The sequence below is a fragment of the Anabaena sp. CCY 9910 genome, assembly GCF_963920875.1.
Taxonomy (GTDB): domain Bacteria; phylum Cyanobacteriota; class Cyanobacteriia; order Cyanobacteriales; family Nostocaceae; genus Trichormus; species Trichormus variabilis.
In genome coordinates this window covers 54,654-74,137 of sequence record NZ_CAWUDJ010000019.1, presented here as the reverse complement: position 1 = coordinate 74,137, position 19,484 = coordinate 54,654, and the positions used below count along the sequence as shown (strand labels likewise).

Below are 19,484 nucleotides of genomic sequence, written 5' to 3'. Positions count from 1 at the left end.
TAAAAATGCCCATGTTTTTTTTGGTTCCCTTGGTGGCTGGTTTAGCAACTGGCTACATATCCCAAAAATGCCAAGATGAAGTAGCTTATATTATTAGTACATTTACGGTGCTGAGTTTGATTGTGAGCCTAGTCCTAGCACCTTGGCAAATACAAACACTGCTGCTAATCGTAGTATTTGTTAGCACTAACAGATTTTTAAGAAGAAATTAGGGACTTCCAGATAAAAAATATACAAGGGTGCGCCAGTGTGAGAAAACCTATCTGTACTAAGAACTTATTCATACTGACGCACCTTACTGACAATGAATTGGGAATAATTGATTTTTTTGTGTTCCCTTAGAGTATTGATGAATAGAAGTATGAATTTCAGGATTTGATGCTTCCAACTCATGCACTCCTTCCCTACGCGTTGTGAGTACATCCTTACCTATAATTACTGTTGAGTTATTTCACGGATAGTTTGACCATAAGCGCGCATCCTTTCACCATAAACAGGAGGTGTTAATAGTTGACGTTGGCGCAAGAGGCATGGAGGTTAGCGTCGGGAAAAGTTGTAAAATCTGAATTTATTAATTTAGGATTTTGAATTTGTCAGGTCACACAAAGCGGTATATTCAAGTATGGCAGGGTCGGAAGTAAGCAGTGCCAAAAATCATCACTATTCTCAACGGTAAAGGGGGAGTCGGTAAAACGACTACCGCCATCAACTTAGCTGCTCAGTTGGCGAAGAAAAAAAAAGTTATTCTCATCGATACAGACATACAAGGTTCTGCCAGTTGGTGGTTTGGCCGAAATCAAAATGGCATGGGGTTTGATTTATCCCAAGAAACCAATCCCCAACTCTTAGGGCAGTTGCAAACAATAAAAGGTTACGATTTAGTAGTAGTAGATACGCCACCTGCGCTACACTCGGAAGCATTAGCTACAGTAGTAGCGATCGCAGACTATCTAGTTTTACCTACACCTCCATCAGCAATGGATTTGGCTGTATTAATTGAGACAGTCAAAGCGGCTGTAGTTCCGTCCGGGGTTCCCCATCGGGTGCTACTTACAAAGGTTGACACTCGGAGTATAAATGAAGCAATAGAAGCACAAAATACTCTCCAAAGGTTAGGAATTCCCGTTTGTAAGGCTTTTATTCGGATATATAAAGCCCATGAAAGAGCAGCCTTGGACGGTGTAGCTATTGACCAATGGCGAGGCAAAAATGCTAGAGAAGCGGAATCAGACTACCATCGAGTGGCGGAAGAATTACAGCGTGACTGGAGGAAATAATGCCTAGAAAACAGAATCTCTCCGACTTAATCCAAGAGGAAGCCCAAAAATTTACACCATCTGCTGGCGAAACTGCCATAGAAGTGACAGCGCAAGAAGTGGTGGAAGAAACTTCTACTACCCCAGAAGAATCAGAACAGCCTCTAGAAGCAACTGCTGCTAAACGTAGCACTCCTACTAAAGCAGATTTAGAAGCTACTATCAAAGAATTACAAGCCAGTTTAAAAAAATCTGAACAACAGGAAAAATCGCTACAGCAAAAAATAGATGATTTGCAATCAGCTTTATCTGAACAAAAATCTTCAGTTAAAAAACTCACTAAGGAACTAGACGAAACCAAAAAAACTGCCCTACAACTGGCAGAAGCTAACTCCCAGCTTATAGAAGAACAGAAATCTTTGGCTTCTGCACAAGAAAAAGAGCAGTTGGAGAGACAACAGTTAGAAAAACAAAGACAAGAGAAAGAACTGCTAGAAAAAGAACTGCTAGAAAAACAAAGACAAGAGAAAGAAAGCTATAAACCAGTACATTATCGAAAATCACATCGGCTACCTGAAAATTACCCAACACAACAGGTAGAAACCAATGATGATTTTTCTTCAAATACTTGGTTGTATGATTAAAGATAGAAGGCCAGGGGCATCATAGGGCAGGAAGAGGGATTTGATAATTACGTCCTTTATCTCCCACCCTGTGGTTTGGTGGTAGCCTCTCTACAAGAGGAGTTAAAGCCCCACATACCTTACTCTTTTTCCTGCATCCGGTACGCTGCGGTAACAATTTCGGATTTTGTCGCGCTTGCCTTGACTATGCAGGCGCAAGCTTACTCACAGGGGATTGTGAATTAATTTTCCCTAATTTACATAATCGTTTTTCATGCGTAATTCCTATTGATATCAATCCGCTTCATCTGCTTCTGAATCTTGAGAATTGCTCATGAAATACCGAATAATATCTCTGTTGCTGTGTGTTATGGTCATTACTCATACTGTTCCAGCAAAAGCTGCACCTAATATATTGGTAGATTCTAGTGATAAATCTATACATATTACTGGTTGGTTAGGTGAAGAAAGTGCTTTAGTTGGTAACTTAAGATTAACGGCTCAGGGAGAAAATATTGAGAAATTCGTCTTTTTAGCCTCAGATTTGCGGCGAAAAGAAGGCAACGAAATTATTAACCGCCACCAAGTAACCGTAGTAGGTGAAACAAAACTTTCTGTCGGTATTCCTCAAGATTTCCAACTGAAAGTCACCGATGTTCGTTTACCCGGAACTTATGAAGGAACTCTCCAAGTATTGCTACCAAATCAAACTCAGCCGCAAATACAAAATATTTCTCTTCAAGTAATTGCTAAAGCTAGACCGACTCTCATTCCCTTGGGTGGTACAGAACAAATTCAACTACACCTAGTCAACTGTGATGGTCTTCTCGGTTTTTTTGACTGCTTGCTTGCTAAAGGATTACTACCAGCCAGTGCATTTTTAAACCAGTGGCAACTCCAATTTGATAATCCTAGTCAAGGGCCTGTAACTATTATTGATGCTAGAGTCATTCTCAGAGGTGAACAGACAGGATATCAATTAACTGAGACAGCTTTGAGTTTACCTCAAGGATCTGTGAATTTACCAGGCGATCGCATAGTTACTTTACCATTAAATTTAAATCGTTCCATCATCCCCCCAGATCGTTACACAGGGACTATTTACTTCACCCTCTCAGGACAAACACAAAGGTTAGCCATACCAGTAGATTTGAGGATGCGTTCTGGGCCAATTTTACCCCTAATGGTGTTAATATTTGGCGTAATTTTGGGTCGATTATTCAAATATATGCAGGAATCTGGTAGCGACATTACCAGAGCTATTAAGGCAGTTTACCGCCTCAAAGCCAGAATTAGACAAGAAGCAGAACATAGCGAAGACCAAGACATACTCAACAACATGGTTGAATGGGTGGGACAATTAATTCGATGGGAGAAGATAGATAAGGCCTTAGCAGAAATAGATGCCATTGAAGCCAGATTGGAAGCCTTAAACAAGCTGAGACAAATAGAAAACCAAATACTAGAGATGCGGGAAGAAGACAGCCTCAATAAAATGGCTCATGAGGTGCATAAAAATATTATTAAAACTCGTTCACTTTTAGCACAAAGGAATGATGCTGTTGCTCAAAAGTGTATGCAGGAAGTAATGAAGGGTTTAGCCAACCTCAATCAAAAACGGCAATTAGATAAATATTTCCTGCACAATGAAGCTTTCTCACTGCTAGAACTAGCCGATTCAGTACAAAGGTTTTTAATTCAAGCTGATGCAGTTTCCCCAATACCGAGTAACCAACCGGAATGGAAAATTCGCTGTCAAGATTTCCTAATATTACTTTCTGGGGTGTCTGATGACATACGCATCGGAGCTACATTTTGGCTTGTGCAGCCTTTTTTATCCCTAACGCTACTAGTTGGTTTGTCTTTGGTGGGTATAGGTTCGCTTTATGTAGACAACGGACTCACTTTTGGTGCTAGACCTTTCTCCGACTATTTAGGATTAATTCTCTGGGGAATTAGCGCTGATGTCGCTAGTCGCAATCTCAGCAGTTTACAAAATAAAAATCTAGATAATAATACAAACTTGGGCTAAAAAATTACGCAGCTAAAGTACCAGATGTCCAGTTACTCATGCGCTCCATCCCTTCTTTGCCGATTACCGTCCTTCCTACAGAGAAACAGCAGCTAAGGACGGTTGTCAACGTTTCCAGGCATAATTTAAAGAACATGGTGTGTGTGATTCGTAATGGGTAATTCGTAGTGTGTAGTTAATAATGCTGACTACGAATTGCAAAATAATTACAAACTATATGAAAACTTTTATTTAAAAATAGTACACTACTCTAGCATCTATCTACTTTCAGACAGTTGGTAAATAGCTTGAATGTACAAATTTGCTCCTGCTTGCGAACAAGAGACAATTGTATTTGGTGCTGCTCGTCCTGGTTACTCAGACCAAGAAGTATACAATTGGATAGAGTTTATGCGGCAGCAAAATATAAAACGAGTATGTTGTCTTCTATCTAATGAACAACTAGCTGGTTACTCCCATCTTTTAAGCACATATCAACAAGAATTTGGCAATCAACAAGTTTGTTGGGCAGCAATTGCCGATTTTCACTTAGCTGATTTAGCAACTCTTACAGAGAAAATACTGCCATTTTTAATAGAAGCAGACAAACTCAAAGAAAGAGTTGTTGTTCACTGTTCTGGAGGCATTGGACGTACTGGCCATGTGTTAGCTGCGTGGTTGGTTTGTGGTAGAGGATTTGCAAATCAAGATGCTATAGCCGCCGTCAAATGTACAGGAAGAAATCCTCATGAAGCTGTAATCGCTGCTGTATTCCAAGGTAAAAATCCCTTAACAGTTGCAAAAGAACTTGATTTTCTGCTGAATAATTGTCGGATATTAACGTGAGTTGTAGTTATTAATTAATTACCAAATCTAGAGAGTGATATATTTTTGTATTTGTTTATATTTCCTATTTTATGACTGTTTTTCCGAAAATTATGTATGTAGCAGTTTTTTAATGTTGCAAATTATCTAGAATTTCTAGATCACAACAAAATATTGAATAATTATTACAGTGATGGTGATTATTATGAACTTAGCGACTGCAACTACCCCCAAAACATTTAGTCTTTTAAGTATTGGTCAACGAGGAGTCGGCAAAACAGTTTTCCTGGCTGGCAGCTATACAGAATTAAGTCCTGATAGTCAAACAAATACTCCTCAGAAGTTGTGGTTCGATTGCCAAGATAGCGAAGTACAAGCAAATCTGGAAAATATTAAAAATCATGTTGCTCGTACCAATCTCTACCCACCTGCCACAATTAAGATTACTAATTTTAACTTTAGTTTGAAGCGTCAAATTCGTTCAAATGTGGAAACAGTGTGCAACTTTCGTTGGTGGGATATTCCTGGTGAGTCCTGTAATATTCATAATCCTGACTTTCAGGAAATGATCCTCACTTCTAGTGGCTGCTGTGTATTCATTAATGCCCATGCTCTGATTAATGATCAAAATTACCCCCGCTTACTGGAGGATATTTACAACCAAGTAGCAGCGATCGCCTCTGTAGTTTACAAGTATAATATTAAGTACGCCTTCGCTTTGATTTTGACTAAGTGTGATCTGCTCGAACTCAACCCATCTACCCTGCTACAAATTGATCAGCATCTACAACCTCTAATTAGCTATCTTGATTCGCTCAAGGCCACCTATCAAAAATTTTATTCCGCTATTCCTATTGTTTCTCTAGATGGTGTTTCCAGTCTCAAAGCTCAAGGTGCAGCTAGTCCCTTACTGTGGTTATTATCAAATCTCAACGATGTGGAAATTTATCCACCACAAGAAGATTTGACAGATGAACCGAGCCAGCAGTCATTTACTGCACGGATACCACGACCAAAAAGTTCCAAGGACGTTTTACTTGTATCTTTGGTAAGTGCTATTTTACTAGGGGCGATCGCATCACTTTTTCTATCCTTCAAGTCATTAACATCTATTCCCCAACAAGCACCAACCATCGAACAACCAAAAAACCCAATTAAACAATATTAATTTGATACAATCCCCCAGTTCCCACATTTAATACAAGATCAGATTCTCTTTCCCCCGCCCTCGTAGTATGACCCCTTTAAATTTAGGTCAACTTGTATACACCAGCTTTGCTATCGCGGGATTGAGAACCGTGGCGAGTAAAGAAGTTCCTCCGGAAATTCAGCAAGCCTTCTTAGAAAAGGTGGTTTACCAGTATTGGGATGCTTATAATCCACCCAGTGCAGGATATAGAGCTGCATACTTACTTCAGGTAACTTCAGAGGATAACTTGTTTGGTTGGTTATACAACGATGGGCTGGATGATTTTGGTCGCAGTGATGTTCCATATTTTCTTTGTTACTATTTACCTGGCAAACTACACCCCAGCCAACTCGAAAACATTTTTATTTGTCTATGTACTGGGCCATTAACCATCATAGACAGGCAAAATCTCCCAGTTTCTTTAGAAAGCTTGGTAACTCAAAACTTATGGAGTTACCAGCCTACTCGTGCTGGGGTAAAAATTCCCAGACAGGTGATTGAGGAAAGCCAAATTACCCTCAAGCAGGAAGAATTGCTCAATTTATTTGTCTGTGCGTCCCAGGATGAAATAAAAGATACTTCCATAGCTGATCGAAATTTACTGATCGTTAGTAAACAGAAAATACGTCTACTAGACACCCCTACAACCCCTAATCAAGCCATCATCCAGCAGGAACTACCTCTGGCGGTCAGGATAGCGGAAGATGATCACCAGATGCTGGCAGCTAAAACTCATCTCACAGATAACCAAAAAGCTGTTTTCCCCTTCCCTGGAAAGTTGACTTTAATGCTGGGGACAATAGCAACTGTTGTTTCTCTACTCACCTTGAATTATTTTCTCAAAGTTGCCCCTTTTGCTGGGACTGTCCAAAAAGTTACCGAACCTATCCCCACGCCAAGTCCCCCTGTAGACCAGCAAAGTACTACCCTGACTAAAACATTATTTGGTCATACGGATTCGGTTTGGTCTGTTGCACTCACCAAGGATGGACAAACTTTGATGAGTGCTAGTGAAGATCAAACTATTAAAGTTTGGAATATAGAGACAGCAAAGGTTACAACCACACTACAAGGACATACCGATACAGTACGGGCGATCGCTCTCACCCCAGATGACCAGACTTTAATCAGTGGGAGTGCAGACAAGACAATTAAAATCTGGAATCTCCAGACATTCAAGTTAAAAAGAACAATGAGTTCTCGTGCTGGTGGTATTTGGTCACTGGCTATCAGCCGCGACGGACAAACACTGGTCACCGTTCACGAAAATGGTAGTATCCAAATTTGGAACTTTCCCACAGGACAACTCCTCCGCACAATTAAGGGACATCAAGGTCGGGTTTTCTCTGTGGCGATGAGTCCTGACGGGGAGACTTTCGCTACTGGTGGCATTGATAAAAACATCAAAATTTGGAACTTATATACAGGGGAATGCCTCCGCACGATCGCCGAACATCAAGACGCAGTAAGAGCGTTAGTTTTCAGCCGCGATGGTAAGATGCTCGTTAGTAGCAGTTGGGATCAAACCATTAAGATTTGGCAGATGCCCACAGGTAAATTGCTCCATACTCTGCTGGGGCATACTTCACGAGTAGTAACTCTGAATTTGGGAATTGCAGAACAAACCCTTGTCAGTGGCAGCCTCGACAACAAGCTCAAAATCTGGAATATGCAAACGGGGAAATTACTTGAAACCCTATCTGGACATTCTGACTGGATTTTAGCGATCACCACCAACCCTGCAAAGCAAATCTTAGTAAGTAGCGCTAAAGATAAAACTATCAGAGTTTGGCAGCCGCAAATTATTGGTAGGTGAAGTTACTTGAGATAAAACAATAATCCAATACCTGCGATCGCAATGATTACCCCGGCGAGCGATCGCCAACTCACTTTTTCACCGAGACATAAGGATAGGGGGATAACAAATAGTGGACTAGTTTGCATCAGAGTGGAAGCAACTCCCGCAGCTGTGAGTTTAATAGCTGTTTGTTGTAGCCAAATTCCTAAATATGTGCCGCAAAAGGAAGCGAAGCAACTAATCAATATAACTCGCCACGATTCTCTGTAAGCATAGAATGACATTTGTCGCTTGTGGCTCAACCATATCCCTACCACCAAAATTAACTCAGCCGCAGATAATCGCAGTAAAGCCGCCCACAGAGGTGTAATGTTACCAGTAGCAAATGCGGCACGAGAGATGACTGTACCGGCGGCATTAGTCATTGCAGCGAGTAAAGCAAAGCCAAGACCCCGCATCAAAAGACTATCCTCTATTCTCCTACCTCCTGTATCGGGAACCCGTTCTGTAACTACCCAAGCCACCCCCATAATAGTCAGTAAAATTCCACACCAAGCGCGGAAATTTAACTGTTCTTGGAGGACAAGATTTGCGGCGATCGCTGTCATGGGAGGGGCTAAAGTGCCGATAAGTAACACACGACGCGCCCCTAAATGATTGATTGCAGCTAGAAAAGCCGTATCCCCCAAAGCAATACCAACAACACCACTCAAGCATAGGAGCAAAATCTGGGTGTGGTCAGAGATAGGCAAGGATTCGCCAGTTAACCAAATAGTCAGGGAAAGAAAGGCGATCGCCACAATGCCTTTAATCAAGTTTAGCTGTAGCGGCGCAATCCTTTGCCCCACAATCCCATACAGTACAGAAGCGATCGCCCACAAACCAGCAGCAACCAAGGCGGCTAATTCACCTTTACCATCTGTGAATGGCAAAGTTAAATAATTATTAAAAATAAAATGCTCCTCTAAATTTATGCCTGAAACTATTTAATAACACCCCAAATAATAGCATATTTTTTAGCACTCAAACCTAGAGAGTGCTAATCATAAAAGACAATTTTAATCTGGATATATAGGCAAAAATTACTGTATTTATAGACGAAATATAGGTGATTTTGCCCACATAATTAATTTTCAAAATGTGTACGTTACGTAAAACTAACTAACCATTGGGAATACTAGCATGAAATATACTTTTGATATTGTTGGTGTATCTCCTGTTTGGCAATTTTTTAGTCACCAACAGCAAATTCAAGAACAATCAAATCACCAAGGCATAGAATATTTAGGTAGCCATAAATGTACACTTGACGCATTGATAGAAACAGTAGAGCCAGTGCCATTAAAATGGGGTTGGAACACCGAGCAAGTGTTAGAGACTGTAGTGCAGTTTTGGATGAACAATTCCGAAAGTATTCGTTACTGGAAAACCAGATTAACTGATGGTGGTAATGAGAACATACTCGTAGCTAGATTGGCAGATATTACGGCTTTGCAAGCTGAATTTGAATCTCTATTAAGTAAAAATTGGTAGATATAAAAAATTTAAGTATCTGTAGGGTGGGCATTGCCCACCAGAAGAACATTTCGGAAATAAATTATGAATCCTATAGTAGAGATTTAGGGGTGTAGAGGAGAAAAACTAACGACCAAAAACTGATTTTTCTGTTTCATACCAATTCTCTATAAAGCTACAACAAATCATAGTCAAGCCAGGACAACAAATGTTGCTGAAAGATGTCGATGCGTAATTTTAGAAACTGGTTGAAGAATAATTTGTAATGGTAATCTGAAGCTGCTTTGAAGTCCTCACCTATAAAGAAGATGGGTAATGGGTAATTGGACTGGATCTCTAGTATTTGTAGTGGGCATTGCCCACCAAAACCATGAGCCTACGTATATTTCAAAAATTAAGTATAGTTCAGTTAAGGCAACAACTTAGACTGGTGTAGGTTGGGTGGAGGAACGGAACCCAACATTCTCAAGACTTTGTTGGGTTTCGCTATCGCTCCACCCAACCTACTATTCTCTTAACTGAACTGGATCTCTAGCGAGAAGGATCTATCAGTCTTAACTAATCTTATAAGATCAGAAGCATCTGCCTATTTAATCTTTACCGCCCTCACCCATGCCTCTGTCGCGCATAGTCACGCTGATTGTTGGTTTAATCGTCATATTGGGACTCGCCCTGTGGCTGATTGATTCCCTTTCACGCCTTTACTGGCAATTATCATATTCGCCATTACTGGGGAATTTGCTGTTATTACTGCTAATTATCCTCATTGGCTGCTTAGTTGCGGCTTTTGTTTATTATGTGATGGTGTTGCAGGCTGGTGAACAGCGTTCTCGCCGCAACCGTAGGCGCGTAACAGCAGCGCAAATCCCAGCTGCTAAATCTGATGCGGCTTCTACTACATTACAGGCGGTGCGGCAACAGGTGTCGCAAATTCAAGATGAAGTAGCGCGCCAAGCGTTATTAAGTCGTTCCAAAGAGATTGAAGCCAACTTAGCGCGGGGTGAAATCCAAGTAGTGGTGTTTGGGACAGGGAGTGCTGGCAAAACTTCCTTAGTCAATGCAATTATGGGACGAATGGTAGGCAAGGTAGATGCACCAATGGGGACAACCCAAGTAGGGGAGACTTACTGTTTGCGGTTGAAAGGGTTGGAAAGGAAGATTTTAATTACAGATACGCCAGGGATTTTAGAAGCTGGGGTGGCGGGAACAGAACGGGAACAACTAGCCAGGGCATTGGCGACAGAGGCAGACTTACTATTATTTGTAGTGGATAATGACTTACGACGCTCAGAATATGAGCCTTTGAAAAGTTTAGCAGAAATTGGCAAGCGATCGCTCCTAGTTCTCAACAAAACCGACTTGTATACAGATGAAGATAAAGAGGCAATTTTGGCACGGTTACGCCAACGGGTGCTGGGATTTATTGCTACAAATGATGTCGTAGCGATCGCCGCTAACCCCGAAGCGGCACAATTAGAAACAGGGGAACCATTCCAACCAGAACCAGATATAGTCCCCTTACTGCGGCGGATGGCGGCGATTTTACGGGCTGAGGGTGAGGATTTGGTAGCGGATAATATTCTTTTACAATCTCTGCGTTTAGGAGAAGAAGCCCGCAAACTCATCGACGCACAACGTCGCCGCCAAGCTGATAAAATTGTTGAGCGTTTTCAGTGGATTGGGGCGGGTGTAGTATCAGTTACGCCTCTACCTGTAGTAGATTTACTGGCAACTGCGGCTGTAAATGCCCAAATGGTGGTGGAAATTGGTAGAGTCTATGGTTGTGAATTGAACATGGAACGGGGACGAGAATTAGCCCTTTCTTTAGCCAAGACGATTGCTAGTTTAGGTATCGTCAAAGGAGCAATTCAACTACTCACCACAGCTCTACAACTAAATGTAGCCACCTTCGTCATTGGCAAAGCCATTCAAGGGGTAACAGCCGCTTATTTAACCCGCATTGCAGGTAAAAGTTTCATTGAATATTTTCGTCATGACCAAGATTGGGGCGATGGTGGGATGACCGAGGTAGTACAGAAGCAGTTCCAAATGAATCGGCGGGATGAGTTTATTAAAGCATTTGTGCAGGAAGCGATCGCACGGGTTGTCAAACCCTTAACAGATAAATCGGAAGTAGTTGAACATGATGAACAGACTAATAGTTAGAAACTAGTCAAAGCAAGAATCATCTCCGGAGGTTTTAATGAATAGACATCATCAGTTCGCTAAAAAGTTAGTTTTGACTCTGGCGTTAACCAGCCTGCTATCTTCTGGACTCGGTTTAGCCAGTGACTATAGGGCTACAGCTACACCAGCAACAGAATCGATAGAACTATCTCAAAATCCTCAGAATCGTCTACCTCGTCACATCGCTAAAGCAGTACTCAATGATGCTTCCCGACGTTCTGGAATCAGAATCACTAATTTAAGAATCACTCAATCCACACGCAGAACCTTTGGGAATCCCTGTGAGTTTAACTTTGGGGAAATCTGCACCAAAGAATATCGACCAGTCCAAGGCTGGGAAGTATTGGTGCGAGTGGGGAATCAATCTTGGATTTATCACGTCAATCAATCTGGTTCCCAAATAGTCCTTGATCCTAAAGCCAATGTAGGCGAAAATAGCCAACTACCGCGAGCGATCGCTAATAATATTCTCACTGATGCTGCTAAACGTTCTCGTGTACCCAGACGGAACATAGAAATTACCAAAGTCACACGCAGAACCTTTGGGAACCCCTGTGAGTTCAACTTTGGGGAAATCTGCACCAAAGAATATCGACCAGTCCAAGGCTGGGAAGTGGTAGTGCGAGTGAGGAATCAATCTTGGGTTTATCATGTCAATCAGTCTGGTTCCCAAATCGTTTTAGATCCCAAAGTTTTAGGCAAATTTTGAGATGGTTTTTGTCAATCAATACCAATCTTCTTGATCGAATCTATCCACCTATTACTTTTTCTTGCGTTGACATCCTGCCCGCAAGCCACTACGTTTTGTGCGGGGATTCCAATATCACTATTGGATTTTCCTCTTTCGCGGAGTTGACTTACTCTTAGAAGTTACCTTCTCCAAGCAGAGGTCAATCTCTCCAGAGGCGTACTGAATTCCCGACTGTCCATCGGTATTTTTAAACAGTTCTAATCCTTGATTGAGGATATTGATACTGGCATTGAAGTCACGACAAGCGGTGTATGAGCAATTAGGACAACCGTGAGTTCTGGTACTAAGAGTTTTGTGAACTTGATGGCCACAATTTGAGCAATCAATACTCGTGTACGCAGGTGACACGGCAACCACTACTCGTCCATATACCTTACCGAAATACTCCAACCATTGAGTGAAGATACTCCAACTGGCATCAGAAATGCTTTTCGCTAGTTTGTGATTCTTCAACATATTCCGCACCTGCAAATTTTCATACGCGACAAAGTCTGCCGACTTAATTACGCTCAGTGCTTTCCTGACGCACCAATCTTTACGCTGGCGTTGTAATTTCAGGTGTTTCCTACCCAATCTATTTCTTGCTTTAGCACGATTCTGAGAACCTTTGGCACAACGAGATAATCTGCGTTGTGCCTTTTTTAGTACCTTCTCGGATTTGCGTAAGAAACGGGGATTCTCAACTTTGTTACCATCACTATCGGTATAGAAATGGTTAAGTCCCAAGTCTAGAGCAAGAGATTTACCTGTTGGTTGCAGTTGCTCTTTGCGTTCATGGTCGATACAGAATTGGATGTATATTCCATCTGAACGACGCACTATTCTAACTCGTTTGATCTGTTTCACCTGATAGTAATTCAAATCACGAGTTCCCCTTAATTTCATCGTTCCAATACCGAACTTATCTGTAAATGTGATGTAGTTGCGACACTCTGAAAGTGACCAACCACTTTGCTTGTATTCAACAGATGCTCTGGTTTGGAGTTTGCGAAAACGAGGAAATCCCTTCTTAAGAGGAAACTTATTCTTACAGTTATCAAAAAATCGTGTAATTGCTACCCAGGTGCGTTCTGCCATTGCCTGTCTTGCTGTTGAGTTTAGCTTTGATACCCAAGGAAATTTAGGATTATCTGACAGAACTTTGGTATATTTATTTAAATCATAACCAGTCTTTGCATGACCATCTATCCAATAGCGCAAGCAAGAATTACGCACAAAAAGAGCAGTTCTCAAAGCTTCATTTATTTTGAGAAAATGCTCTTTTGTTGCTTCTGCTTTTGCTTCGTAGACTATCATGCGTTGACAGAATTACTATCAAGTAGACTACCATATTTACTATTAAAAACTCAACTACCCCTGGCACTTATCTCGCTACGCTCGATTTTGTTCCAGGGGTGTTTCGTTTTTAATCGCTATCCATCCCCAGGTTCCGCTATTGCTACACTTGGGGTCTTATAGCGGGTTAAGATAATTCCTAAGGGGAGTAAGCTCCCTACTGGTTTGTCAAAGGGGGATAGATGACTATCAAGCGGTTGGTTTTATTTTTTGTACTCACGCCGATAGCAGCTTTTTTAGCGGCTTCGTCTTTATTTGGTAGTTTGCAAGAACCACAGTTTCAAAGTCGTTTGGAACTATACCAAACCAATATTGCCCTGCAAGCACAAGCTTGGAAACCAGAGGATAGCAACGATGATAGTCCCCAAGTAATTCAAGAAGCAATTTTGGGGGAAAAACCCCTGGAAAACGCTACCAAGGAATATGAAAAAACCCGTCAATCAGTGCAAACTAATTTGACGAAAACTCAAAACCAACTTGCACAACTGCGCTCTTCATCCCAAAATCCTGCACCGCCTAAACCCTTACCAGATGTTCCTCCCACCACAAATACTTCTCGTAATGACAAAGAAAAGCAATTACAGAAGTCTCTCCAGGAACTGCAAAAATTTGCGGCTGAATTAGACTTAAAACTGGGAATTTTGCAAGCAAAGCAAGGACAGATACCAACAGCCATCAAAACTTGGAACGAATTACAAAAGCCTTCAGACACTCCAGAACTCACCAAAGAAATTGAGCAAACTGCGGCGGTGTTGAGTGGACTGTGGAGTGATCCCCCACGACTTTTTCCCGACGCTCAACAGTTAATCCAGCATAATCTAGAAGGCTGGTTTCGCTCCACAGCTTTGATTCAGCTTTACCAACTCCAGCAACGACAAGATGCTTTAAAAGAAGTTCAATCAACACAACAAGAGGCAGCAGCTCAAGCTGTATTTAAATTAGCGGCGATCGCCACTGTTCCTAGCCTAGCAGCGTTAGTAGGAACGATACTGTTAATTTTCTTAATTGCTCAACGCTTGATCAAGGGAAAAGAAGCCTTATTGAGTCAGAATGCTGAGTTAGCTTGGTCAACACCTTGGGATGTAGAAACAATTCTCTCGGTTTTTGTTGTGGGCTTTTTCTTCATGGGGCAAATTTTTGTTCCTTCCTTGTTGGTGCTACTCCCCATACCTCGCCCCATAGTTAATGTAAGACTACAAGCCGTTTCCGTCCTCATCAGTTATCTATTAGTAGCATCAGGCGCGTTGTCAGTTTTATATTTCTCGATTAAACGTTTTTTCCCGTTACCCCAATATTGGTTTCGTTTCCGCCTGCGAGATAATTGGTTTCTCTGGGGACTAGGTGGTTATTGTGCAGCTTTACCAATAGTTGTGATTGTGTCTTTGATTAATCAACAGCTATGGCAAGGACAAGGTGGTAGCAATCCTCTATTACAACTGGCACTGGAAAGCCAAGACTTTACAGCATTGGGTATATTTTACGTGACAGCTGCGATCGCCGCCCCTCTATTTGAAGAAGTACTGTTTCGCGGGTTCTTATTACCTTCCTTGACTCGTTACGTACCCGTTTGGGGAGCAATCATCGCCAGTGCCGTATTGTTTGCCGTCGCCCACCTTAGTTTTTCGGAAATTCTGCCACTCACTGCCTTAGGAATCGTTTTAGGGGTAGTATACACGCGATCGCGCAACCTCCTAGCTCCTATACTTCTCCATAGTCTCTGGAATAGTGGCACACTACTCAGCCTGTTTCTCTTAGGTAGTAGTAATTAGTTATCCGCAATAAGATGGTTTGCTTGGGTGCGTCAGGATGAATAATGTCTGAGTATAGTTAGATTCTATCTCAGTGACGTACCCTACATGACCCAACAAAACTATTGCGACGAATATTGTTAAATAGATTACAAAACTCTGGGTGAAATTTGAGTATCATCTGGATAAATAGACATAGTTATTCAATAACTTACCCATTCAATCCTCACCTGACCCTACAGCAGCTGACAACTAAATAAAGACCTAAGTTATATCTCTCCCCATCAGTAGCTACAGGAATACTATTTGATTTTTGAAATTTAAGTAGGGTGGGCATTGCCCAACCTACAGATACTTAGATCATTTCAATAATCAAATCTGATTTCTATAGATTGCTTAATTTTAGCTGAATCATTGATTTCCTACTATACCAAACAAAGGTAATTTCTATGAGAGATTATCCTCTTACTTGTAACAGTCTCCAAAAAATCCGGAGATAACACTGATGTACTTGTAGAAAGTGATATATTACAAGCATTTTCACTGACTAATGTGAATTAATTCTCTCGAAAGATTAATTTTTCTCAAAATACTGTAATACTTATGTTTTAGTTTATGTAATTAGCATTATATCTAGCTATGTTAGGAACACTATAAAACCAGGCGATGTCTTATGTGATCAAGATGTCACCTATGTTCATGGCAAATGACTATTGTCTGGCAACATAGTAAAAAATCCAACTAATAACTAGGTAAAAATATGTTTACTGGGTGAATATATTTTTGAAAAATCAATACAATAAAAACTGCAATTTTATACTATTTTTTAGGAGTAACCTACCTATGGCAAATCTTAATCCTACTCAAACCAACAAACAATTACTAGCTGGTTACTGTGGCATTATTTTTGGTGGCTTTGGTATTCACAAATTTATTTTGGGCTATGCTGCCGAAGGTTTCATCATGTTAGTGATCACCTTAGTTGGTGGTTCTTTTTCCTACGGAATTACTTTATTAATTATGCAATTGGTGGGATTAATTGAAGGCATGATCTACTTAAACAAAACCCCTGAGGAATTCGTCAATACTTATTTAGTGAATAAACAAAGTTGGTTTTAAATCAGTCATTTTCAAGAGAGTAGGGGTATAGGGGTATAGGGGTGTAGGGGTTAGGAGAAGAACAGTATTGATATAATATCTTGACTTAATTATTAGTTGTTTCCTCTACACCCTTACACCCTTACACCCAGTCTCAGCAGACAATCTGGGTACGTAATTCCTAATCAATAAATATGCTGATCATGAAACGTAAACACATGATTTGGGCTATGTGCTTGTTGGTAGGTGTGGGGTATTTCAGCGCTATGTCTAACTTAGAAATTCACTATTTCTGGAAAAGCCTGATTGCCTTTATACCAGTGCAAGTGGCAGCGATCGCCTACGTAACTGTAACAAAACTGAGTCGTAATTAACACTAAATACTACTCGTTACCCATTTTTTCCATCTCCAGACCCAAAAACGTGAGATGAGTGCCACATCTTAATAAAATAAATGGTAATGACGATCAGTCATAGTTCAAAATTTCGCCTACGCTCGAAGTAGAGATGCTTATCATCAAGTGTCTAATCTTCGTAGCGAATCTCAACACTTGCCATGCAACTTGTCCCACAAACTCAGCTTGACCCAGAACTAACCCCCACACTAGAGAAAATTATTCTGGATGTCGGGGGGATGAAGTGTGCTGGGTGTGTAAAGGCAGTAGAGCGACAGCTCACCCAATATTCAGGTGTGAAGAATGCCTGTGTGAATTTGGCTACAGAAGTAGCGGTGGTAGAGTCGGAAGTTGGTACAGTCGATCCAGAAATGCTGGCACAGCGATTGACAGCCGCCGGATTTCCTACTCAACCACGAACAGCCAGCAGTCAGGCAAGTAAATCAACAATAGAAGACTCAGCCGCAAGACAACGCCAACAAATGCAGGCAGCATTCCGGCAGTTATTGATTGCTGCTGTGCTGCTGGTCTTTTCGGGGATTGGGCATTTGGGCAACATTGGCAGTTCAATTCTGCCCATATTAAATAACATTTGGTTTCACTTTGGACTAGCAACAGTCGCCTTACTAATTCCTGGTCGCCCAATTTTGGTTGATGGGTGGCTTGGTTGGCGGCGGAATGCACCTAATATGAATACCTTGGTGGGATTGGGAACCCTGACAGCCTACACAGCCAGCGTTGTAGCGTTGTTGTTTCCGCAAATGGGTTGGGAGTGCTTCTTTGATGAACCGGTGATGATGCTGGGCTTTATCTTGTTGGGCAGAACCCTAGAACAACAAGCCAGAGGTAAGGCGGCGGCAGCATTTAGGCAACTGCTAGCACTGCAACCACAGGTAGCAAGGTTGATTGCTAACCCAGACCCAGACAAGATTGGACTGGGAGCAAATACTGTAGAAATCCCGGCTGAACAGGTGAAGGTGGGTGAATGGTTGCAAGTACTGCCGGGTGATAAAATCCCCGTGGATGGGGAGGTACGTTTTGGACAGACAACCTTAGATGAGTCGATGTTGACTGGGGAAGCTGTGCCGGTCATCAAGCAACCAGGGGATATAGTCACAGCCGGAACGATTAACCAATCAGGGGCGATCGCTATCCAAGCCACCCGTACAGGCAATGATACCACCCTCGCCCACATCGTCGCCTTGGTAGAAGCAGCCCAAACTCGCAAAGCCCCCATCCAAAAATTAGCTGATACAGTAGCAGGTTACTTTACCTACGGCATATTAACAGCATCCGTATTGACCTTCATCTTTTGGTACTGCTTCGGCACGCACATTTGGCCAGATATCACTGTATCTGGTGGTGGTATGGAAATGATGATGAGCCACGCCGCCCATATTACCAACAATTCCCCCCTCCTCATTAGTTTAAAACTAGCGATCGCCGTCATGGTCGTCGCCTGTCCCTGTGCTTTGGGACTAGCAACACCTACAGCGATTCTGGTAGGCACAGGTATAGGTGCAGAACGGGGTTTATTAATCAAAGGCGGCGATGTTTTAGAAAAAGCCCATCAACTAGACACCGTAGTTTTTGATAAAACCGGCACTCTCACCACAGGTAATCCCGTTGTCACCGATTGTCTTGTATTTGCAGAAGACACTCCCGATGAAATAGGCTTCACAGCCAAACAGGAAAAAAGCCCCACACCCCCACACCCCCACACCCCCACACCCCTACACCCCTCTCATTCCCTCATACAACTAGCAGCCGCAGTCGAAAGCGGCACACATCACCCCTTAGCTAGAGCGATTCAGCAAGCAGCCCAACAACAACAGTTATCGATTCCAGAAGCTACAGACTTTCACACTGAACCAGGAATGGGTGTTTCTGCTGTCGTTGACAGTCAAACTGTGCTGTTAGGTAACGGGGATTGGTTGAGTTGGCATGGAGTTAATTTGAGTGAAACCGCACGGCAGGAAGCGCAAAAGCTAGCCACAGAGGGTAAAACCGTGGTTGCTGTGGCAGTTGGGGAGACTTTAGCCGGATTGATTGGTGTACAAGATACTACCAGACCGGATGCCCAAACTACTGTAGACAAATTACGCCAGATGGGGTTACGGGTAATGCTGCTAAGTGGCGATCGCCCAGAAGCTGCCCACGCCATAGCTCAACAATTAGGCATAGATAGCGCTGATGTCATGGCTGGTATTCCTCCCGCCAAAAAAGCTGCCTTTATTCAGGAACTACAAACAAAATCTGGCGCTAAAGTGGCAATGGTTGGCGATGGTATCAACGATGCCCCGGCCTTATCTCAAGCAGACGTAGGCATTGCCTTACACTCAGGCACAGATGTAGCAATGGAAACTGCACAGATTGTCTTAATGCGCGATCGCATTAGCGATGTTGTGGAATCAATTCACCTCAGCCGCGCCACCTTCAACAAAATCCGCCAAAATCTATTTTGGGCTTTCGCCTACAACACCATCGGTATCCCTCTAGCCGCAGGTGTTCTGCTGCCCAACTGGGGTTTTGTCCTCAGTCCTTCCGGTGCAGCTGCACTGATGGCTTTTAGTTCAGTGAGTGTGGTGACTAACTCTCTGTTATTGCGTCGGTTAGCCCATCGGTAGTGAAATTAAGCACCCCTCTCCAACCTCTCCCCGACGCGGGGAGAGGCTTAAAAGTGTAATTATTTAACGTGATCGATAAATTCGGAATAACCCCTCTCCAAACCTCTCCCCGACGCGGAGAGAGGC

The 19,484-nt window shown here is 42.2% G+C and carries 16 protein-coding genes; 14 read left to right on the top strand and 2 right to left on the bottom strand.

Translation table 11 applies throughout. The features are described 5' to 3' along the window. The first annotated feature begins 5 nt into the window (after nt 1-5). From ACM5QX_RS15725 to ACM5QX_RS15695, 7 genes are all read left to right on the top strand, one after another. Complete coding sequence (locus tag ACM5QX_RS15725) at nt 6-212, top strand: hypothetical protein (RefSeq protein WP_414754371.1); 207 nt, start codon at nt 6-8, stop codon at nt 210-212. A 432-nt stretch (nt 213-644) separates the two neighbouring features. After that, nucleotides 645-1,277, top strand: a complete 633-nt coding sequence (locus ACM5QX_RS15720) for an AAA family ATPase (RefSeq protein ID WP_190570802.1) — start codon at nt 645-647, stop codon at nt 1,275-1,277. Continuing rightward, nucleotides 1,277-1,900: a hypothetical protein gene (locus ACM5QX_RS15715; protein WP_414754370.1), complete on the top strand. Its 624-nt coding sequence runs from the start codon at nt 1,277-1,279 to the stop codon at nt 1,898-1,900. Before ACM5QX_RS15720 ends, ACM5QX_RS15715 begins: the two co-directional genes overlap by 1 nt. Before the next feature lie 313 nt (nt 1,901-2,213). Next, nucleotides 2,214-3,911, top strand: a complete 1,698-nt coding sequence (locus ACM5QX_RS15710; protein ID WP_414754369.1) for a hypothetical protein — start codon at nt 2,214-2,216, stop codon at nt 3,909-3,911. A 291-nt stretch (nt 3,912-4,202) separates the two neighbouring features. Further along, a complete protein-coding gene (locus ACM5QX_RS15705; protein ID WP_011318355.1) occupies nt 4,203-4,736 on the top strand; it encodes a dual specificity protein phosphatase family protein in 534 nt (177 codons plus the stop codon). Between the two features lie 184 nt (nt 4,737-4,920). Further along, nucleotides 4,921-5,883 carry a hypothetical protein gene (locus tag ACM5QX_RS15700; RefSeq protein ID WP_414754368.1) on the top strand — a complete coding sequence of 321 codons (963 nt, stop codon included), beginning with the start codon at nt 4,921-4,923 and terminating at the stop codon, nt 5,881-5,883. Between the two features lie 130 nt (nt 5,884-6,013). Beyond that, a complete protein-coding gene (locus tag ACM5QX_RS15695) occupies nt 6,014-7,720 on the top strand; it encodes a WD40 repeat domain-containing protein (RefSeq protein ID WP_414754367.1) in 1,707 nt (568 codons plus the stop codon). A gap of 2 nt (nt 7,721-7,722) precedes the next feature. Here ACM5QX_RS15695 and ACM5QX_RS15690 read toward each other — a convergent pair whose 3' ends face one another. Then, nucleotides 7,723-8,634 carry a DMT family transporter gene (locus ACM5QX_RS15690; protein WP_414754366.1) on the bottom strand — a complete coding sequence of 304 codons (912 nt, stop codon included), beginning with the start codon at nt 8,632-8,634 and terminating at the stop codon, nt 7,723-7,725. 250 nt (nt 8,635-8,884) lie between these two features. On the opposite strand from ACM5QX_RS15690, the gene ACM5QX_RS15685 reads away from it, so the two are divergent. The 3 genes from ACM5QX_RS15685 (at nt 8,885) to ACM5QX_RS15675 (ending at nt 12,113) form a co-directional block, all read left to right on the top strand. Next, complete coding sequence (locus tag ACM5QX_RS15685) at nt 8,885-9,235, top strand: hypothetical protein (RefSeq protein ID WP_414754365.1); 351 nt, start codon at nt 8,885-8,887, stop codon at nt 9,233-9,235. Between the two features lie 594 nt (nt 9,236-9,829). Continuing rightward, nucleotides 9,830-11,383: a YcjF family protein gene (locus ACM5QX_RS15680; RefSeq protein WP_414754364.1), complete on the top strand. Its 1,554-nt coding sequence runs from the start codon at nt 9,830-9,832 to the stop codon at nt 11,381-11,383. A 37-nt stretch (nt 11,384-11,420) separates the two neighbouring features. After that, nucleotides 11,421-12,113, top strand: a complete 693-nt coding sequence (locus ACM5QX_RS15675; RefSeq protein ID WP_414754363.1) for a hypothetical protein — start codon at nt 11,421-11,423, stop codon at nt 12,111-12,113. A gap of 117 nt (nt 12,114-12,230) precedes the next feature. Here ACM5QX_RS15675 and ACM5QX_RS15670 read toward each other — a convergent pair whose 3' ends face one another. Continuing rightward, entirely contained in the window at nt 12,231-13,451 is a 1,221-nt protein-coding gene (locus tag ACM5QX_RS15670; RefSeq protein WP_414754362.1) for an RNA-guided endonuclease InsQ/TnpB family protein, read from the bottom strand. Nucleotides 13,452-13,672: 221 nt separating this feature from the next. On the opposite strand from ACM5QX_RS15670, the gene ACM5QX_RS15665 reads away from it, so the two are divergent. The 4 genes from ACM5QX_RS15665 to ACM5QX_RS15650 all read left to right on the top strand — a co-directional run bounded on the left by ACM5QX_RS15665 (nt 13,673) and on the right by ACM5QX_RS15650 (nt 19,358). Continuing rightward, nucleotides 13,673-15,259 carry a type II CAAX prenyl endopeptidase Rce1 family protein gene (locus tag ACM5QX_RS15665; RefSeq protein ID WP_414754361.1) on the top strand — a complete coding sequence of 529 codons (1,587 nt, stop codon included), beginning with the start codon at nt 13,673-13,675 and terminating at the stop codon, nt 15,257-15,259. 822 nt (nt 15,260-16,081) lie between these two features. Next, on the top strand, nt 16,082-16,357 hold the full coding sequence (locus tag ACM5QX_RS15660; protein ID WP_011318363.1) for a TM2 domain-containing protein: 276 nt from the start codon (nt 16,082-16,084) through the stop codon (nt 16,355-16,357). Between the two features lie 173 nt (nt 16,358-16,530). Beyond that, on the top strand, nt 16,531-16,710 hold the full coding sequence (locus ACM5QX_RS15655; protein WP_414754360.1) for a hypothetical protein: 180 nt from the start codon (nt 16,531-16,533) through the stop codon (nt 16,708-16,710). A 182-nt stretch (nt 16,711-16,892) separates the two neighbouring features. Continuing rightward, complete coding sequence (locus tag ACM5QX_RS15650) at nt 16,893-19,358, top strand: heavy metal translocating P-type ATPase (protein WP_414754359.1); 2,466 nt, start codon at nt 16,893-16,895, stop codon at nt 19,356-19,358. Nucleotides 19,359-19,484: the final 126 nt, after the last annotated feature.